The following is a 19,745-nucleotide window of genomic DNA, read 5'->3' as shown; positions in this document are numbered from 1 at the left end:
AATTGAAACCGCAACTTTATAGTTGCGGTTTTTTATTTATTACTATCTTTATAAGTGACTATTATTATACACAAATGAATTTTATAATTAAAATCTTTTTTATAATCAGCATTTTAGTGGGGCTGAATATAAGTGCCCAAAATAAAGACATAAGAGCTTCTTTAAAAAAAGAAAATCTAATGGTTTATGATAGTATAAATGTTGAGATACGGAAAGATGTAACCGTTACTTTAAGTCTGGTCCTAAACCCACTCAATAAGGAAACCAAAAACACCATACTGATTAATACTATATATGCGGACGTAAATAATGTAGCGCTGGGTAAATCCTTTGCTAAAGAAGGATATGCCGTGGTTGTTCTAAATACCAGAGGAAAATACCTTAGTGGTAATGTACTGGATCCGTTTGAGCATGAAGCGGAAGATATTCATGAAGTGATAAATTGGATTACAAAACAGGAATGGAGCAATGGAAAGGTAGGAATGCTGGGGCATAGCTATTCGGGGTTCAGTGCATGGGCGGCTACTAAAAAACTTCATCCGGCGCTAAAAACTATTATTTCACAGGCGGCTGTAGGACCTGGAGTAGACTTTCCTATGAGGAATAATATATTCTTTACCTACACTTTATCCTGGCTGAATCGTGTTACCAATAATAAGATGACGGATAATGCGGATTTTAATAACTGGAAAAAATGGAATGCTGTATATAAAAGATGGTATGAAAGCGGCGTGTCTTTCAGTAAACTCGATTCTGTAAGTGGAAAAACGAATGTAGGCTTTCAGCGTTGGCTGGATCATCCTTCGTATGATGATTACTGGAAGAGTATGGTTCCTTATAAAGATGATTTCGCAAAGATCAATATTCCTGTACTCACTACTACCGGATATTATGATGCAGACCAGTTAGGAGCCCTCTATTATCTCAATGAGCATACTTTTTATAATAAAAATGCAGAACATTATCTGATAATAGGACCTTATGATCATCAAGGGGTAGAAGGAGCTATAAAAAGTAACCTGAGAGGATATACGATAGATCCGGTTGCAAAGATTAATTTTAATAAAATCTATCTGGAATGGTTTAATTATATATTTAAAAATGACGATAAACCCGAAGCCCTGAAAAATAAAATAAATTATCAGCTTATGGGCAGTAACGAATGGCGGAGTAAAGCTTCATTAAGTGATTTTGAACATCAGAAAATGAAATGGTATCTGAACCATAAAAATGGACAGTTCCTGTTACTTACTAAACCTGACCGTAAAAACTTTTCAACACTTACGGTTGATCTCAAAGATAGAACGGATGCCAATGAATTACTTAATTTAAAATATAATATTGTAGATAACGAAATCTATCGAAAAAATAATTTGATATATACAACAGAACCTTTTGATAAGGATATTGACTTTTCAGGAAGATTTTCTGGTGAGCTAACCTTCTCTGTGAACAAGAAAGATGTTGATCTGTACTTTAGCTTATTTGAAAAGACAGCTGATAACAAATATATATTACTTTCCAGCTGTGTTACGCGTGCCAGCTATGCCAAAAACAGAGAACAGAGAAGCTTGCTTATTCCCGGCAAGAAAGAAAGTATTCCCATCAATAACAGTGAATTTGTAAGCAAGAGAATTCCGAAGGGCAGTAGCCTGATGGTGATGGTAGGCGTAAATAAAAGTCCATTCTGGCAAATAAATTATGGAACAGGAGGCGATGTGAGTAATGAAACGCTAAAAGATGCCTATGAACCGGTGGATCTTAGAATCTTTGGAAATACTTATATCGAACTCCCATTGGATTTCAACTAGTGGTTTTTATGAATATAATTCACCATTCACCTATAATAATTTTCATCTTTAAGAAAATTAATTCTGCATTGCATTAAAGTTAAGTTTGTATTAATTAGTTTAATTTTTATTTACTTAAATTATTTTATTTATGTATATTTATAAATAAATTTTATTTTATGTTGTTTTAAATTTATATAAATTAATAATTTGTTGTTTTATTTTTAAATATTACAATATTTCCATAAATATAAAAAGTCTTAAAGTTTTCATAAAGTTTTCATAAAATAAGGGAAAATACTTGAAAGGACTTTTTTTGTTTAAAAATATGTTGTACTTTTACAACGCCTTGAATGAGGGAACAAGTCAAGGTAATAAATTTTTTTTCATCATTTGTGTTTTTAGAATCGTATCGCCTGATACGATTCTTTTTTTTATACCCTTTCAAAGCGCAATAAAAGTTCGATGAAATAAGAATAAGTAACCGAACCTTCCTGTTGATTGCTTTTTAAAAATAAGTTATTGGTCATATAAAAAACTTCTTCCAATAAGCCCTGATGCTGAAGAACAAAATTCTTTTCAAATTGTCTGTCTCTCTTCATCGCAGGAGAATAGCTGTCCAGTACACTTTTTACAAAAGCAGGATCTTTCTCCACCAAAGAATTTAATAAACTCTTTAATGTAAAGTATTCTGTGCTGTATCTTAGCTCTGCATTATTTGAATTAACCCCAATAAGATATCCTATAAAATTGGCTTCCTGTTCTCTTGCAAACCCTAATTGATGAGAGCTTTCATGAGCCAGCGTAAATGGAATATAAGATGAAGGAAGTCCCGAATTATATTGAGCTTCTGCTGTAAACGGATTATAATATCCTAAAATTCCGGTAAAGTTCATTATCCTTTTAAACAAGCTGGGCTTAAAGGAATTTACTGAATAGCTTTTCTTATTGGAAATATAAGGAGGAAGCTGATTTTGCTGGAATAAGATCTCCTGCTGGATAGAACAGATATTTGTAATCCTGAACACTCCGTTTCTATCTTCTTTTACAGCAGCTCTCGTATTTCTGCATTTTTCCAGGTATAATAAGGCTAGCTTTTTGGCTTTATCCTCCGTGGGTTTTTCATCCGGAAGTTTTTCAATGATGGGAGTTTGAAAATAGAGCATCCCCCAAAAAAGCTGGTATGAAAAATAAAAAATATTAATAACGATCAGTATTTTCAAAACAGAAGAATGCCTGCTTTTTTTCTTGAAAGCTTTAAAAATATAATATACTAACATAGCTCCCAGTGTAACGTACAGAATATCCCCAATAGAAAAAGGGATCCAGGAAAACAGAAGCTGATGAACCTTTTTCTGAATTTCAAAGAATAATTCAAAAAATGCAATAGCAGCCTTTAATCGGGAAAAGGCGAAGAATAAAAGAATTTGGACAACTAAAACAGTTGCCCAAAATCTTTTTTTATGATATGTTCTTTTACTATTAATGAGCACCTTCGGATTCTATAATATCTACGTTAATACCTTGCTTAGATAAAGATTTTTTAGCTAAATAAGCAAACAAAGTAATATAAGCAAAACAGAGCACTGGAATGATGTAAGAACTATGTATTCCTATGATATCGGATAATTTACCCTGTAAAGGCGGGATAATACCTCCTCCTAAAATCATCATTACAAGGAAAGCTGATCCCTGAGCCGTATATTTCCCCAAACCTGTAATGGCAAGAGTGAAAATAGAAGGCCACATGATGCTACAAGCCAGACCTCCCGAAAGAAAAGCATAGATTGCAATATTCCCGGTTGTTAATAATCCTATGATCATAGCCGTTACACCAAATAATCCAAAGATAATTAAGGTGATAGCCGGTTTATTTTTACTGATCAGGAACAAAATAACCTGGATGATGATGCAGATCACATACAGATAAAGATGTGACATGTCTTTCTGCGCAATCGTATTGATACCCAAAATCACTAAGAAAGCAATGAAAGGAACAACAATAGTAGCAATTGTCTGCTGTTGCTTACTCAAATTAAAAACACTGATGGCTCCTGTCCATCTACCGATCATTAAACTTCCCCAATACATAGAAATATATGGCGCCAGGTCTGAAGACTGATGTCCACCAAATTCAGGCAAGCTTAACAGTTCTCCCAGGTTACTTCCGATAGCCACTTCCACTCCTACATAAGAAAGAATGGCGATCATTCCCAATACGAGCTGAGGATACTTCATCGCTCCCCATCCTTCAGCATTCTTTTTAGCACTGTTGTTGGCAAATAAAAGAGAGATTATAACGACCAGTAAAGCTCCTCCCAGATAGTACATTCTCATTTTTTCTAAAGGATGCTTAATGGTTTCCAGTTCTGTTTTTTTACTGGTAACCTGGCTTTGTAGAGCTGTTATTTTAGCGGCGTCAGTCTCTTTACTTATAGATTGGTCTAAAGTGGTAATTTCAGTATTCAGTGTCTCGATCTGCTTTGCATCATCAGAATTATAACTGCTAAACACCGGGATAAATAAAAGAATAACCAGAATTGTCATCGCAATTAAAGTCTTTCTTGCTTTTCCCGCTTTTTCCATAGGTTCCGTGGAGATACCCGAAGGAAGCTTTTTTGAAAAATGAAAAATAGCAGCTGCAACTAAAAATAGGGCGCCCACTGCAGTATATAGCAGGATAACCTTATCCAGGGCCAGGTGTTTAATCTGGTCGTCATTTACAGAGGCAGTCGTACCAAAAAGAGCTAGCCCTACGATAATAGGACCGATAGAGGTTCCGAAAGAGTTTATTCCTCCCGCTAAATTTTGTCGGCTGGTTCCGGTTTTAGGATCTCCTAATAAAACTGCAAACGGGTTGGCAGCTGTTTGCTGGATGGAAAAGCCTAAAGCTACTACAAAAAGCCCGATGAGCATACCATAGTAGATATTACTTTTTACAGCAACAATCATTATAGCCGCTCCGATGGCAGATAGAAGCAATCCGTAAACAATACTCTTTTTATAGCCCCATTTACCAATAATATCAATACCTTTTATCGTACTGAATATGAATAATAAAAGAGCTCCCAGGAAATAAGCAGTATAGAAAGCAAAGTCTATAAGCTGTGACTGAAATTGATCAAGGGAAAAGTAATTCTTACAGAAAGGGATAAAGATGCTGTTACCTGCAGCAATGAAGCCCCAGAAAAAAAACACCAAAACGAGGGTGTACAGCGCCGGGTAATTGGTAGGCTGTGTTGTATTTGTAGTATTAGACATGTTTTATTAAAAATTTCGGAACAAATATAATTATTTCTTTTAATAGCTATTATGGATCAGTGTTTTTTTTATTGTATGATAAGTCATTGCTTTCATCTCCTTTTGATCAGGTATAGGCTCAATGATATCATTAAAATAAACTTTCACTTTCCCCGGATAGCCCCTGGAGTTATCAAAAGGAAACATTTCTTTTAATCCTACGAAAGTATATACTGCAAGAGGTGCATGATGCTTTGAAGATAAAATAAAAGCTCCATCTTTAAAATCATCGAGAATAATAGAAGTATCGTCCGGTACTCCCCCTTCAGGGAAGATGACAATACTGTTTCCTTCCTCCATTTTCTCAGCACATCTCCGGTAGACCTCCGCACGGCTTCTGGCGCTTTTTCTGTCTACCATTACACAAATCCTTTTATAAATGGTTCCAAAGATGGGAATTCTTACCAGCTCCTTCTTACCCACGAAACAAAGAGGATGATCCGGAAATAAGATACAGGGAAGCATGATATCCATGAGAGAAGTATGGTTGGAAACAAAAACATATTGTCTCTGTTTGTCAATTTTTTTGTCAGTAAGATTAATAAGCTCATACCGGAAGCCCATTCCGTAAAACATTCCGAAGCACCATAGCCTGATGAATTTGTAGGCATATTTATAATGCTTTTTGCTGAAAGATAAAATATAAACAGGTATCCCGAAAAGGATAGTTAATATAAAAGCTAAAATTAGCAACCAGAATCTCCACAGATAATTTAAAACCTTACCCATTAAAAATTACTTTTTTCTTTACAGAATAATTAAGGATGGACACCAGTAAAATGGCAGAAATTTTACTGATCATTTCCGGACTCAGGGTATAAAACAGTAAATCAATATTATCTTTAAAAATAAAACTGTAAAATATTTGGAAAAAGGCGAGGCTTAATAAGGTAGAAATAAAAGAAACTCCCATGAAATAAGCAAATTCTCTTCTCTTGGAATGTTTTCCTCTCTCAAAAACAAACCAGATGCTTAAAAAATAATTACTCAGAATTCCGCAGCTCGTTGAGAAAATATTACTGAGCGGATAGTGAATTCCATGAAAGTTGACCTCATGGGGAAGCCCCTTTGGAATATAGGTGCTGAATATTTTAAAACTCCCGATCTCTATAATTGCACTAAGACCTCCGGCAATTACAAAGAACAGAACTTGTTTCTGTCGTAGTATTAACTCTCTCATCCTGTATATATGAAATGCAAATTTATAACTATATGTTAAACAGTAAAAAAAGATGTTAAATTTTTTTTTTGAATCGAAAATATTTATAAATTTATTTCTCGGAGTCAAGTGAAATCTACCTGATAATAAATTCATTTTCAACTGTTTATGTTGGTTGTTTTTCTATCTTGTAATATGTTGCTGAAACATACTGATAACTAATACGATAACTCAATTTTCTACAATTTTGTATGAAACATCAAAACAAATACAGGAAATTCCAGCTTCAGCAAAAAAATATTGAAGCGCTGGAACGGGAAAATTCCCGCTTCAAAAGGATTTATTCAGAGTATGAAAATATGTCCGATGAACTATGGAATCTTGAAAACTCCAACGGAGAACAGCTGCCCGATGATTTTATTAACGCTATTATTATTCAGAAATCTTATCTGGAGGACGAAATAGAAGATTGGTTGGTTCAGTTTAATGATAAAAAAAAATTAAAAACTGATAATTCTTAGGTCGCTTACAGAAGAGCTTTTAAATCTATATCAAGATAAATTCATATTTTAGCATTCTTAAAAAAATGACAAAATATGGTTGCTATTGTTGATGGAGGGTCCACCAAATGTGATTGGGTTATATTGGATGATTTCGGGAAGGTTTTTATGAAAACCGAAACCATAGGATTTAATCCGAATAATATTGCAGCCGCACTCATTGTTCCGGAAATTGAAAAAAATATCAATCTGAACTCTGTAAAAAAATCCATTACCAAAGTTTTTTTCTATGGATCAGGTTGTGGGGTTCCCGAAAACTGTGCCATTATAGAGCGCGAATTGAACAGATTTTTTGATAAAGCCACTGTAGTAGTCAAAGAAGATCTTACAGCAGCAGCGTATGCCGCCTATAACGGGAAACCCGCTATTGTCTGTATTTTGGGAACAGGCTCTAATTCCTGTTATTTCGATGGAAAGAATCTCAGTATAAAATTACCTTCATTAGGCTTTTTGATGGGAGATGAAGGAAGTGGAAGTGCAATAGGAAAACAATTGGTGAGAAGATATTTTATGAAAAAGCTTCCTGCCGATCTACATCAGGAATTTGAAGAAACTTATCATTTGACCATTGAAGATGCATTGAAAAATATGTATCATAACCCTCGTGCCAATGCTTACCTGGCAGATTTCAACCGATTTGTAGTGGAAAGAAAAACTCATCCATACTTCCAGAATATGGTTTTTGAGGAAATGAAGAATTTTTTTGATTATCAGGTGCTGCCTTACGAGGAGTCGAAGGAAGCTGAAATCAATTTTATAGGGTCAATAGCCTATTATTACGAAAATATACTCCGTTCTGCAGCTGCAGAACTTAATTTGAATGTTGGTAATGTGGTACAAAAGCCCATTGAGCGCTTAGTGGATTACCATATTAAATATATACTTTAAAAGAAATAGTTATGTCAAGTAAAACTCACAGAGACGAAAATGCCTTTAAGCAGGCTGCTTTAGACTATCATAAATCAGAACCTAAAGGAAAAATCGAAGTAATTCCTTCAAAACCCCATTCCTCACAAAGAGATTTATCTTTGGCATATTCTCCGGGAGTCGCTGTTCCATGCATGGAAATCCATGACAAACCCGAAACGGTATATGATTATACAGGAAAAGGAAACCTTGTTGCTGTAATTTCCAATGGTACTGCTGTTTTAGGATTGGGAGACATTGGAGCGGAGGCTTCAAAACCTGTAATGGAAGGGAAGGGGCTTTTATTTAAAATTTTTGCGGATATCAATGTATTCGACATTGAAATTAATGAAAAGGACCCCGATAAATTTATAGAAATTGTAAAAGGAATTGCTCCTACTTTTGGAGGAATTAACCTGGAAGATATAAAAGCTCCTGAAGCATTCTATATTGAACAGAGACTTAAGGAAGAGCTGAATATACCTTTAATGCATGACGATCAGCATGGAACCGCTATCATCTCGGCCGCAGCCTTGATCAACTCCCTGCAAATAGCAGGAAAGAAAATCGAAGATGTGAAAATGGTGGTAAATGGTGCCGGAGCAGCAGCTATTGCGTGTACAAAGCTGTATATAGCGTTAGGTCTTAAAAAGGAAAACGTATTAATGTGCGACAGTAAAGGGGTGATAAACAGCAGAAGGGAAAACCTTACCCCTGAAAAACTGGACTTTATCATAGATACACCTCTCAATACCTTAGAAGAAGCGGTGAAAGGATCAGATGTTTTCGTAGGTTTATCCAAAGGTAACGTCATGACTCCGGAAATGCTTACAAGTATGGCCGATAATCCTATTGTTTTTGCTCTTGCCAATCCCGATCCGGAGATAGCCTATGACCTGGCGATGGAAACAAGAAAAGATGTGATCATGGCGACCGGAAGAAGTGATTATCCTAACCAGGTAAATAATGTATTGGGATTCCCTTACATATTCCGTGGAGCATTGGATGTTCAGGCCAAAGGAATCAATGAAGCGATGAAGCTGGCAGCGGTAAAAGCCATAGCTGATTTAGCAAAAGAACCGGTTCCGGAAGCAGTAATATTAGCTTATAATATTCAAAATTTACAATTCGGTAGAGAATATTTTATTCCTAAGCCGTTTGATAACCGTCTCATCACCAAAGTCTCCAGTGCTGTTGCCAAAGCGGCTATGGAAAGTGGAGTAGCCGGAAGATCAATTGAAGATTTTGAAGAATATGAAAATCAGCTTTTAGACAGAATGGGAAGAGATGAAAAGCTGGTAAGAATGATGCAGAGCCGTGCAAGATCCAATCCGAAAAGAGTAACTTTAGGAAATGCTGAAGAATACAATGTATTGAAAGCAGCTCAGATTCTTTATGAAGAAGGAATTGCACAGCCTATTTTATTGGGAGAGAAAAAATACATTCAGGCGCAGATGGAGAAATTCGGTATTAAGCTGGATGTTCCTATCATAGACCCGAATGATGATGATCAAAAAGCAAACAGAAGAAAATACAGGGAAACGCTTTGGAAACTTCGTCAGAGAAAAGGAATGAACGAATACAAAGCTAAAAGATATGTAAGACAAAGAGACTACTTTGGCCCTTTAATGCTGAAGCATGGAGATACCGATGCATTGATAGTAGGCTTTTCTAAAAATTATACCTCAGTATTACGTCCTGTATTAGAAGTGATTGAAAAAGATAAAGGAGTAGATAAGATTGCAGCTATGATGATGATCCTTTCGGAAAAGAAACCTATCTTCTTTGCCGATACCTCTATTAATCAGGATCCTTCTGCAGAAGACCTTGTCAATATTGCAAGAATGGCGGAGTATACCGTGAAATCTTTTGCCATAGAGCCGAGGATCGCCATGTTGGGGTATGAAAACTTCGCAGCTATTGCCGAAACTTCTAAAAAAGTAGCAAAAGCAGTAAGCATACTTCATGAAAAGTTCCCTAAAATGATAGTGGACGGAGAAATTCAGCCAGATTTTGCGATGAATTCAGATCACCTGAGTGATTATCCTTTCTCCAAATTGGGAACAACTCCAGCCAATACATTCATATTTCCAAACCTCGAAAGTGCTAACATTTCCTATAAAATCATAAGAGGGATGAAAGTAGCTCAGGTTATTGGACCTATTCTTATGGGATTAAAGCAGCCTGTACACGTATTACAGATGCGTTCCAGTGTGGACGAGATTGTTAACCTGGCGACTATTGCAGTTTTAGATGCACAAAGGAGAGAAGCTAAAAATAAAAATTTGGATTGATAAAGTCTGGGAAGAAAACTTCATAAATGGCTTTTTCTTTGAAATTAATAATGTCAGGCTTGTATTATAAATATAAGCCTGATTTTTTTTACTTAAAAAAAAATTCTTAGATTGCGAATAATTAAAAATTCATTATATCCGATTAAGTTCTCCAAAAAGGAATTTATAATAGATACCGGATCAATAATTATGAATTATAATAATCTATAAGTTTACAGATAATGAATCGAACGCTACTCAGCAATTTGTATAATAATGAAATTGTATGAGGAATTAATTAAAAAAACACAAAAATAAACACAACTTAAATGATGATAAAATTATTAATTCAACGTGACTTGTCGGTCTGTTTTTTCTTATGACAGCCGTGTTCTTAGTCTTGATTAGACTCTACCTTCAGAGGATATAAAATTCATAAGGCTTTCTGTTTTTAATTATCCTTGATCATATCCCCGGATGGGTATCACTTTTACTCTATAAAAGTACCTGAGTCATTCATTTTATTACCATTTATTGTGTTTAAATTAAATACTGCTATAACGTAGTTTATACTATTTAAATAACATAAATGAAGAGAAAAATTATTAAGAAAAAAACACCGTACAGATTTTTGACTTGCATAAAAATACTTGCCGTATTTCTTATGTGCCTTGAGTTTAAATTAGGCTACTCACAGAAGTTCAATCCCCATGAATTTACTTTTAACGGATATATAAGAACAGGGATCGGACGTACGGACGGAGAGCAGATGGTGGATTTTGTAACCCCCGAAAATGTTCATAAGTTCAGGATGGGGAACGAAGCCAATCATTATTCCGAGCTACAATTCAATTACAGGTACAAAAACAAGGATTCAGTCAATCTTTATGAAGTTACTTATATGATGTCTAAATATATTCCTTACGGAAGTGATGATTATAAAGATTTCCCGGAAACAGCACAATTGTATGGAAAGATCAATAAAGTAATCAATGGAGCCGATATCTGGATGGGGAAACGTTATTATGACCGTAGGAATATTGAAGCCTTAGATTATTTTTGGCTCAATTCCGCCCAAAATTCCCAGGTGGGAATAGGAATTGAAAACTATAAGATTAAAAACTCGGGAAACCTAAACCTTGCCTTCATGGAATTCAGTTATCCGGCAAACCCTGATTATTATTCCTATGTAGCAGATCTAAGATATCTGGATATACCGCTTACCGAACATTCCAAAGTAAACCTGGTGGGGCAGCTGAGTTCACTTTCAAAAAATAAAGAAGCCAATAGATCCGGTCATTCCGGATATGGCATTGGAGGATGGTGGACTTATTCCAAAGGGAATATATCACATACTTCCAGCATTATATTCCGTAAAGGAAGTAGCGTAGTGGCTAATGGGTACACCGGAAAAACAGTATCCGAATATAACGATGCGACCCGAATATACGATCTGGGTAAAGCCAATACATTGGATATCACCCATAATTTTGTGTATGATGACAAAATTAAAAATGCTGTACAAGCTATAATGACCTATCAATATAATGACTATGGAGTTGGAAATATAGATTCGGAGGGGATGATTTTAGATCATAAGAGAGCAAAAAACTGGTTCAGTATAGGGTTCCGTTATCTTTATTACATCAACAAGCATTTTAACCTGGCCCTGGAAGCAGGAAATGATTATATGAAAAGTTCAAAGCTGGGAATCGAAGGAAGTTTGCAGAAGATCACCTTTTCACCACAGATTACCTGGAATTATGGATATTATTCCCGGCCGGTTATCCGTCCTTTCGTAACATATGCACATTGGTCTGACAGCTTTAGAGGGATTACAGGTGTTTCCTCCTTTAATACTAAGCTTAAAAATAAAAATCAAGGATTTACTGCCGGGCTTCAATTGGAAGTTTGGTGGTAAAAACATCTTCTTAATAATAGGATATTCTTATAAAAACTTCAATTTTTTGGAGTTTTTATATTTTTTGATGGTTAATTGAAGAAGAACTGTAAAATAAAGTTAAAATACAGGTGTCTGTGAAAGGAAGTGGTAAATTAGTTTAAATTACTATATTTGGGGCTTTTAATATATATACATGATATTTTCTTTACAAGGCACTGTACAGGAGTTAACTCCAACCTATGTGGTAATCAATGTAAATGGGGTAGGATACTATGTAGGTATCAGTTTAATGACCTCACAAACACTGGCTTTAAATCAGCAGGCTTTTCTTTTTACCCAGCAGATCATAAGAGAGGATGCTCATCTTCTTTTTGGATTTAACACACGTTTGGAAAAAGATATGTTTAATCTGTTAATAAGCGTTAATGGTGTAGGTGCCGTTTCCGCTCTCATATTATTATCCACTTTAAGCCTGGCGGAGATCGCTTCAGCCATCCTTTCCGGGAACAGTGCACTGATCCAAAAAGCAAAAGGAATAGGAGCTAAAACAGCAGAAAGAATAATTGTAGATCTTAAAGATAAAGTCCAAAAATTCAATATTTCAGAAGAAAATATTTCTACATTTGTGGATAATAAAATTAAGGAAGAATCGTTATCTGCATTAGAAGTTTTAGGGATTCCTAAAAGAATGAGCGAGAAGATAGCTGACCGCATTATAAAACAAAATCCTACCATTTCAGTAGAAGAATTGGTTAAACAAATTTTAAAAAACATTTAACATTTGGTGGTGAATAACAAGTTTCTTACACTATTTTTGTTCCTATTTTCCCTGTGTATGTCATATACTACATATGCACAGGTTAATCATCCTGACAGTATTTCAATAAAGAAAGATTATGAAGTAGCAGATCCTACCCAGTATGAAGCCTTCTTTGACATAAAAACAGGAATGTATTATGTGTATCCTAAAATAGGGAATACCATTACAGGACCTCCTACGGCAATGTCTCCTGAAGATTACAGGGAATTTGTCCTGACGACACAAACTAAAGCCTATTATAAGGAGAAATCCGACCGGTACAGCTTAATGTTCCGGAAAGATAAAACAGATGCCAAGAAAAAAGGATTAATTCCATCCTTAACCATTCAAAACAAGTTATTTGAAGCTATTTTTGGAAGTAATAAAATTGAAATTATACCTTCCGGATATGCTTCTTTTGATTTTGCCGGTCTCTATCAGAAAATAGACAATCCACTTATTTTACCACAGAACAGAACAAGCTTTGCTTTCGATATAGATCAGAGAATACAGTTGGGATTATTGGGGAAAGTGGGTGAAAATCTACAGCTTAAAGCCAATTATGATACCCAAAGTGGTTTTGCCTTCGAAAACAGGATGAACGTGACCTGGCAGTCGGCAGGAAGCTGGAAAGACCTGCAAAGCAAAGGCTTGGATGAAATCAATTCTCCAGGTGCCGGAAAAGAAGATAAAATTATTAAAAGAGTGGAGTTCGGTAATGTTAACATGCCATTATCTACCAGCTTGATTCGTGGTTCGGAATCTCTTTTCGGGGTAAAAACAGAATTTCAATTAGGAAAAACATATGGAACAGTAGTTCTCTCACAACAACAGGGGGAAGCCCGTAATATTGTAGTTCAGGGAGGAGGTGTAGTCAATACATTTAAAGTAAATGCTATAGACTATGAAGAGAATCAACACTACTTCTTAGGACATTATTTCTTAGATAACTATGACGGGGCATTACTCAACTATCCTCAGATAAATTCAAAAATAACGGTAACAAGATTAGAAGCCTGGGTACTGGATCAGGGAAATACCAATTTATCTTATCAGAAAAGCATAGTGGGAATCCGGGATCTGGGAGATGGTCCTTCCGGCTATCCGGATAACTCTCAAAATGGATTGTATCAGGCTGTTAACGGCTTAGGGGCTGGTTTAAGAGATGCCAGTACCACTTATAATACGATTAACGGGCAGTCATTACCCAATGCCAATGGAGGTACGGAAACCTATACCGACGGAGAACAGTTTATTTTCAATAAAAAGGCCAGAAGGCTGAATGCAACTGAATATACCTTCAATACCCAGTTGGGATATATCTCCTTGAATCAGAAATTAAATGATAACCAGCTATTGGCCGTATCATACTCTTACACGGTAAGTGGTACCAACCAGGTATATAAAGTAGGAGAATTTTCCGAGGAAAGTACCGTATTGGTTACTAAAGTATTGAAGCCTAATTCCACGGTAAAAACATCCTCTCCGATGTGGGACCTGATGATGAAAAATATCTATTCACTGGATGCCAGTCAGGTAAGCCAGGAAGATTTCATATTAAATGTATATTACCGGGATGCTCAGACAGGAGGTAAAGTAAACTACCTTCCCAATACCAGTGTTCAGGATACTAACCTGTTGAACTTATTCAATTGGGACCGCTTGAACTCCAATGGAGATATTCAGACGAATGGAGGTACTGTGGGAGATGGTATTTTCGACTTTGTTGAAGGGATCACGATACGTGCAGAGACCGGAAAAGTTATATTTACCAAAGCACAGCCTTTCGGTAGCTATATGGCAAGTGTACTCGGAAGTAATGACCCACAATATGTGTTTACGGATTTATATACCCAACAAAAACAAGTGGCTTCGGCCGGTAATCTTGCCCAGCGATATACCCTTGAAGGAAGGTATAAAGGAACGCAGGGGCAAGGTATTTCATTAGGGGCAGTAAATGTTCCTCAAGGGTCGGTAAAAGTAACGGCTAATGGGGTACAGTTAACAGAAGGAATCGACTATACAGTGGATTATTTGCTGGGAACGGTTACCATCATCAATGAAAATGTTAAACAGTCCGGACAGGCTATCAATATTTCATTGGAGAATCAGCTTACATTCAATACCCAGAGAAAAAGATTTTTAGGATTAAACCTGGAAAGACGTTTCAATGAAAACTTCATTTTGGGAGGAACAGTAGTCAATTATTCCGAATCACCTTTAACTCAAAAAGTAAATTACGGACAGGAAGCCGTTAATAATACAATGGTGGGAATGAACGTTATGTATAATAACCAACTTCCTTTCCTTACCAGACTTACCAATAAAATACCATTTGTAAAAACAGAAGCACCATCCAACCTTAATTTTAAAATGGAGGGTGCCTATCTTATTCCGGGAATTAATAAAGGTACAAACGATCAATCTTATATAGATGATTTTGAACAGACCACTTCTAAGATATCATTGATGGAGCCTACGGCATGGAGCTTGGCTTCCAAACCTGAAAAAAATTCCGGAATATTCCAGGGCGCGGGTGCTAATGATGATATTACCAATGGATATGGAAGAGGGCTGATGTCATGGTATAATATTGACCCTCGATTCTGGGGAGTAGGAGGAACTGCCCCTGCTGGAATTACAGCTCAGTCGGTTTCCAATCACGCATCCCGTAGAGTTCAATATTCGGAAATTTATAACAATAGGGATTTTGTAGCAGGAGAACAAACTTTTACCAATACTTTTGACCTTTCTTACTATCCGCAGGAAAGAGGTCCGTATAACGTAAACCCTAATACTGAGTCTACCCAGGACAGATGGGGAGGTATTATGAGACCTATTACTGTATCTAACTTTGTAAACTCCAACATCGAATATGTAGAATTCTGGATGATGGATCCGTATGCAGACGGAAATACACTGGGGGCGAATCCTAAGCTTTTATTACATTTAGGAAACGTTTCAGAAGATATTTTGAAAGACGGATTAATGCAGTATGAAAATGGATTGCCAACTGCTTCTACACCATCTACAACTACCTCTTCCAATTGGGGGGTACAGCCTAAACAGCCTCCGATCTTATATGCTTTCTCAAGTGAAGGAGCAGAAAGAACAGCTCAGGACGTAGGATATGATGGATTAAGCTCGGATCAGGAATCTATGAGATTTGGAAATACATTTGTAAATCCGGTTACCAATATAGCTGACCCTGCATTAGATGATTTCGTATTCTATATGTCAGACAGATTTACGGGTAGTCAGGCTGCTTCTATTGTTCAGCGATATAAATATTTCCGGAATCCGGAAGGAAACTCTCAAAGTAACTCTTTGGAAGTTGCGACCCAAACTCCGGATGCAGAAGATATCAATAAAGATTATAACCTAGATCAGACAGAAAGTTATAATCAATATGAAGTTAATTTAGATCAGTCGAGCTTAGTCTTAGGAGAAAATAACATTGTAGATGTAAAAACTGTTCAGGCAAAATTCCAGAACGGACAGGAATCATCGGTGAAATGGTATTTATTCAGAATTCCGGTGGCTCAGTATGTAGCAGATCAGGGAGACCATGATGATTCAGTTTTGAATAATGTAAGGTTTGCAAGATTATTATTAACAGGCTTTGATCAGACTTCGACATTGAGATTCGGAACCATGGATCTGGTAAGATCGGACTGGAGAAGATATACCAGGAACTTGGCAAAATATGGAGATACGGTTACTGATGAAGGTACAGTTGAGGTTACAGATCCGCAAAACTTTGAAATAGGAAGTGTTAATATTGAAGAAAATGCTTTAAATCAACCTCCTTATGTATTGCCTCCGGGAATAGACAGACAGGTGTTGAGCGGAAATGCAGGAGCACAAAGACAAAATGAAGCGTCCTTATATATGAAAGTTACCAATCTGGTGAATAACGAAGCAAGAGGAGTATTCAAAAATACCACTTTGGATATGAGAAGGTATAAAAAGTTAAAGCTTTTTGTTCACGCTCAAGATACTCAATTCAGACAAGTTGGAATGGATGAAAAAACTAAATTTTTCATTCGATTTGGAAGTGATGCAACAGATAACTATTATGAATATGAAGCTTCATTAGTACTAACTCCGCAAACAGCTACTACACCGTTAGAAATATGGCCTACAGAGAATAATGTCGAATTGGATATTCAGGAATTTGTAGATGCAAAACTACGAAGAGACAAAAATTCATCCAATACAATAAGTAATAGAACACTGGATCCTGAATTTGGAGGAGGGGATAACTTTAAAAAGATTTATATAAAAGGTCGTCCAAGTTTAGGAAATATTACCACAATTATGTTAGGAGTGAGAAATGCAGCAGATAGAGTTTCAGGTACAGTGCCACTTAATAGGGTGCTTTGGGTTAATGAAATCCGTCTTTCCGAAATCGAAAATGATGGAGGTTATGCAGGAAATGCCAGCTTAAACTTTAATCTGGGTGACTTTGCGGTAGTAAATACAAGCGCATCTTATACTTCAGTTGGATTTGGTAATATCGATTCAAAGCCGGCAGAAAGAACACAGTCTTCACAATCAGCTTTCAGTATCAATACATCCATCAATGTAGATAAACTGCTTCCTGAAAAAAGTGGAATGAAAATTCCGTTAAATTACTCTTATTCACAAACCATTGAAGACCCTAAATACAATCCACTGGATACCGATGTGGAATTTAATAAGGCTGCCAATAAAGAACAGCTTAAAAAAGTAGCAAGAACCTATACCCAGCAAAGAAGTATCGGGATTGTGAATATGCGCAAAGAAAGAGTAAATCAAAAGAGAAAACCTAAGTTTTACGATGTAGAAAATATATCTATTACTACGGTTTATAATGATGATTACTACAGAGACATTTATACCAAGAGAAACTACAGACAATATCTTAAAGGATATGTGGATTACAACTATACCTTCAAGCCTTGGATGATTAAGCCGTTTAATAAACTGATCAGTGATACGGCTAAATCCACTAAATACCTGAGATGGATAAAAGAATTTAATTTCAATCCTGTTCCGACAAGAATATCATTCAGAGCTGAGGTAGACAGAAATTATAATGAGCTTGAATACAGAAATGTTGATGCAATTTTGAATGGTAATTTTGATGATAATTTTGCCGCAATAAAAAACAGAAACTTCTATTTCGGTTGGCAATATGGATTAGGATTTAATTTCACGAAATCTTTGAAATTAGAAATTAATTCTACCATGCGAACACTGAACGATAATATTGATGTGAATACAATGGACAACAGCTCCATTTTTGGAAATGTACTCCGTGCGGGAAGACCTGTATTGTATAATCACAGGGTTCAGATGAATTATAAACTTCCGTTCCAGTATTTACCGTATCTGGACTTTATGGATGCAGAAGTAGGATATGGATTTACCTATAATTGGAATGCCAGATCTACAGCCTTACTTTCCAGCCCGGAAGGAAATCTAGGGTCAATAGGACAAAATACCAATGTGATCCAGGCTACGGCTACGGCAGATTTCCCTAAATTCTTCGGACAGTTTAAATACTTCAAAAATATATCGGCTAAACTTCAGAAGCGTAAGCAGGAGATTGACTCATTGAACAACGTATATACTCAGCAATGGGAGAAGAAAAGATTTAAATTTAAAAGCTATAAGTTTAAAAATAAGTTAACGCCATTACAAAGCTTAGCATTCATGCTAACCTCCTTTAAGCAGTTGGATGTAAGTTATTCAGAGAATAACGGAACTGTGCTTCCTGGATTACTGTCTGCTCCGAACTGGTATGGTTATGGACAAACAGGTGGAGGACCTACTTTCGGATTCTTGTTGGGATCGCAGGCCGATATAAGAAGAACTGTTTTAGAAAATGGATGGATCAGTACCTCGGATTATATGACGGATGCCTATATAAGGATGTCTACAAGAGAGTTTAGGGCTAATTTACAGGTTGTACCGATCAATGAATTCCGTATAGACCTGAGTGCTTTACATAATTATAACAGGAATTTTTCGCAATCTGGATTTAATAACATACAGAACCTTAATTACGCAAATCATAATTATTCGTATGCAGATGATCTGGTAACGTATTCGAACTCGGTAGTTCTTTTAAAAACATCTTTTAAAGATGGGCAGGCAATTTATCAGGCATTAAAACAAAATGCACTGGCAATTTCACAACAGCTGGGAGGAACTGCAAACCTTGGAGCAGATGGATATGCTCAGGGCTATAGCCTTGCGAATGCTTATGTTTTAATCCCTGCTTTCAGGGCTGCGGTAGAAGGAAAATCGCCTAAACAAATAGGAGATGCTAAAAAAGCAGGATTACCATTGCCAAACTGGAGACTTACCTATTCAGGATTGAAAAATATTCCTATTGTTAATGGTCACTTTAGCAAATTCGATGTTTTACACTCTTACACTGCTACTTATACCGCTACCGGAGTTCAGTCAAGCATTGATTATTTTAACGGACTTAATACTAACAATATGATAGATGTTAATGGAGACTTTATCAATCCGTTTACGTTCTCACAGGTAGGCTATGTAGAGTCTTTCTCTCCACTGTTGGGAGTAGATGTTACGATGAGAAATAATATGCAGTTTGGACTGAAATATAACAGAAACAGAATGTTGTTGCTTGGGCTCGTTAACCATACCCTTACTGAAGATTCGAATTCAGAATATGTAGTCACTTTAGGATATATTATCAGAAACTTTAGACTGGGGATGACTAATGCCAGAGGAGGACGGGCAAAAGGCAGTGATCTTAATATCCGTGGAGATTTCTCCTTGAGGGACAGCAGAACAAGTATTACTAATATTTTATTGGATGATTCCCAGGTTACGGGGGGACAGACATTAATGAACATTAAATTATCAGCAGATTATAATGTTTCTGAGAACCTGAACTTGAGAGTATTCTATGAGCAGATGACATCCAAATATAAGATATCTACAGCGTTCCCGTTGTCAACTATCAGAGCAGGAATTTCTGCTACCTTTACATTCGGAGATTCTGGAGGGTTCTAAGGATTAGACAAAAAAAC

The 19,745-nt window shown here is 36.2% G+C and carries 11 protein-coding genes; 7 read left to right on the top strand and 4 right to left on the bottom strand.

What is annotated here, in order from left to right; translation table 11 throughout:
* Positions 1–74: 74 nt before the first annotated feature.
* Positions 75–1,811, top strand: coding sequence for a CocE/NonD family hydrolase (locus ABJ974_RS14005; protein WP_419868848.1), 1,737 nt, complete (start codon positions 75–77; stop codon positions 1,809–1,811).
* Between the two features lie 413 nt (positions 1,812–2,224).
* On the opposite strand, the gene ABJ974_RS14000 is transcribed toward ABJ974_RS14005, so the two are convergent.
* Genes ABJ974_RS14000 through ABJ974_RS13985 form a run of 4 tightly spaced genes read right to left on the bottom strand, consistent with a single transcriptional unit; the run spans position 2,225 to position 6,270 of the window.
* Entirely contained in the window at positions 2,225–3,283 is a 1,059-nt protein-coding gene (locus tag ABJ974_RS14000; RefSeq protein ID WP_419868847.1) for a DUF3810 domain-containing protein, read from the bottom strand.
* Complete coding sequence (locus ABJ974_RS13995; protein WP_419868846.1) at positions 3,273–5,051, bottom strand: MFS transporter; 1,779 nt, start codon at positions 5,049–5,051, stop codon at positions 3,273–3,275. The genes ABJ974_RS14000 and ABJ974_RS13995 overlap by 11 nt, the downstream gene beginning before the upstream one ends.
* 39 nt (positions 5,052–5,090) lie before the next feature.
* A complete protein-coding gene (locus tag ABJ974_RS13990; RefSeq protein WP_419868845.1) occupies positions 5,091–5,819 on the bottom strand; it encodes a lysophospholipid acyltransferase family protein in 729 nt (242 codons plus the stop codon).
* Positions 5,812–6,270 carry a GtrA family protein gene (locus ABJ974_RS13985; RefSeq protein ID WP_419868844.1) on the bottom strand — a complete coding sequence of 153 codons (459 nt, stop codon included), beginning with the start codon at positions 6,268–6,270 and terminating at the stop codon, positions 5,812–5,814. The genes ABJ974_RS13990 and ABJ974_RS13985 overlap by 8 nt, the downstream gene beginning before the upstream one ends.
* 230 nt (positions 6,271–6,500) lie before the next feature.
* Here ABJ974_RS13985 and ABJ974_RS13980 point away from each other — a divergent pair, with 230 nt between their 5' ends.
* The 6 genes from ABJ974_RS13980 (at position 6,501) to sov (ending at position 19,728) form a co-directional block, all read left to right on the top strand.
* On the top strand, positions 6,501–6,770 hold the full coding sequence (locus ABJ974_RS13980; protein ID WP_419868843.1) for a hypothetical protein: 270 nt from the start codon (positions 6,501–6,503) through the stop codon (positions 6,768–6,770).
* 75 nt (positions 6,771–6,845) lie between these two features.
* Positions 6,846–7,697: a BadF/BadG/BcrA/BcrD ATPase family protein gene (locus ABJ974_RS13975; protein ID WP_419868842.1), complete on the top strand. Its 852-nt coding sequence runs from the start codon at positions 6,846–6,848 to the stop codon at positions 7,695–7,697.
* Between the two features lie 11 nt (positions 7,698–7,708).
* Complete coding sequence (locus ABJ974_RS13970; RefSeq protein WP_419868841.1) at positions 7,709–10,009, top strand: NADP-dependent malic enzyme; 2,301 nt, start codon at positions 7,709–7,711, stop codon at positions 10,007–10,009.
* 568 nt (positions 10,010–10,577) lie between these two features.
* Positions 10,578–11,909: a carbohydrate porin gene (locus ABJ974_RS13965; protein WP_419868840.1), complete on the top strand. Its 1,332-nt coding sequence runs from the start codon at positions 10,578–10,580 to the stop codon at positions 11,907–11,909.
* 175 nt (positions 11,910–12,084) lie between these two features.
* Entirely contained in the window at positions 12,085–12,669 is a 585-nt protein-coding gene (gene ruvA / locus ABJ974_RS13960) for a Holliday junction branch migration protein RuvA (protein WP_419868839.1), read from the top strand.
* A gap of 57 nt (positions 12,670–12,726) precedes the next feature.
* Positions 12,727–19,728 carry a T9SS outer membrane translocon Sov/SprA gene (gene sov / locus ABJ974_RS13955; protein WP_419868838.1) on the top strand — a complete coding sequence of 2,334 codons (7,002 nt, stop codon included), beginning with the start codon at positions 12,727–12,729 and terminating at the stop codon, positions 19,726–19,728.
* Positions 19,729–19,745 lie beyond the last annotated feature (17 nt).

It is taken from the genome of Chryseobacterium sp. CT-SW4 (assembly GCF_048572715.1).
In the GTDB taxonomy this organism is placed as follows: domain Bacteria; phylum Bacteroidota; class Bacteroidia; order Flavobacteriales; family Weeksellaceae; genus Chryseobacterium.
Note: the sequence above shows the minus strand (reverse complement) of the source record. Positions and strands in the feature narration are given on the sequence as shown.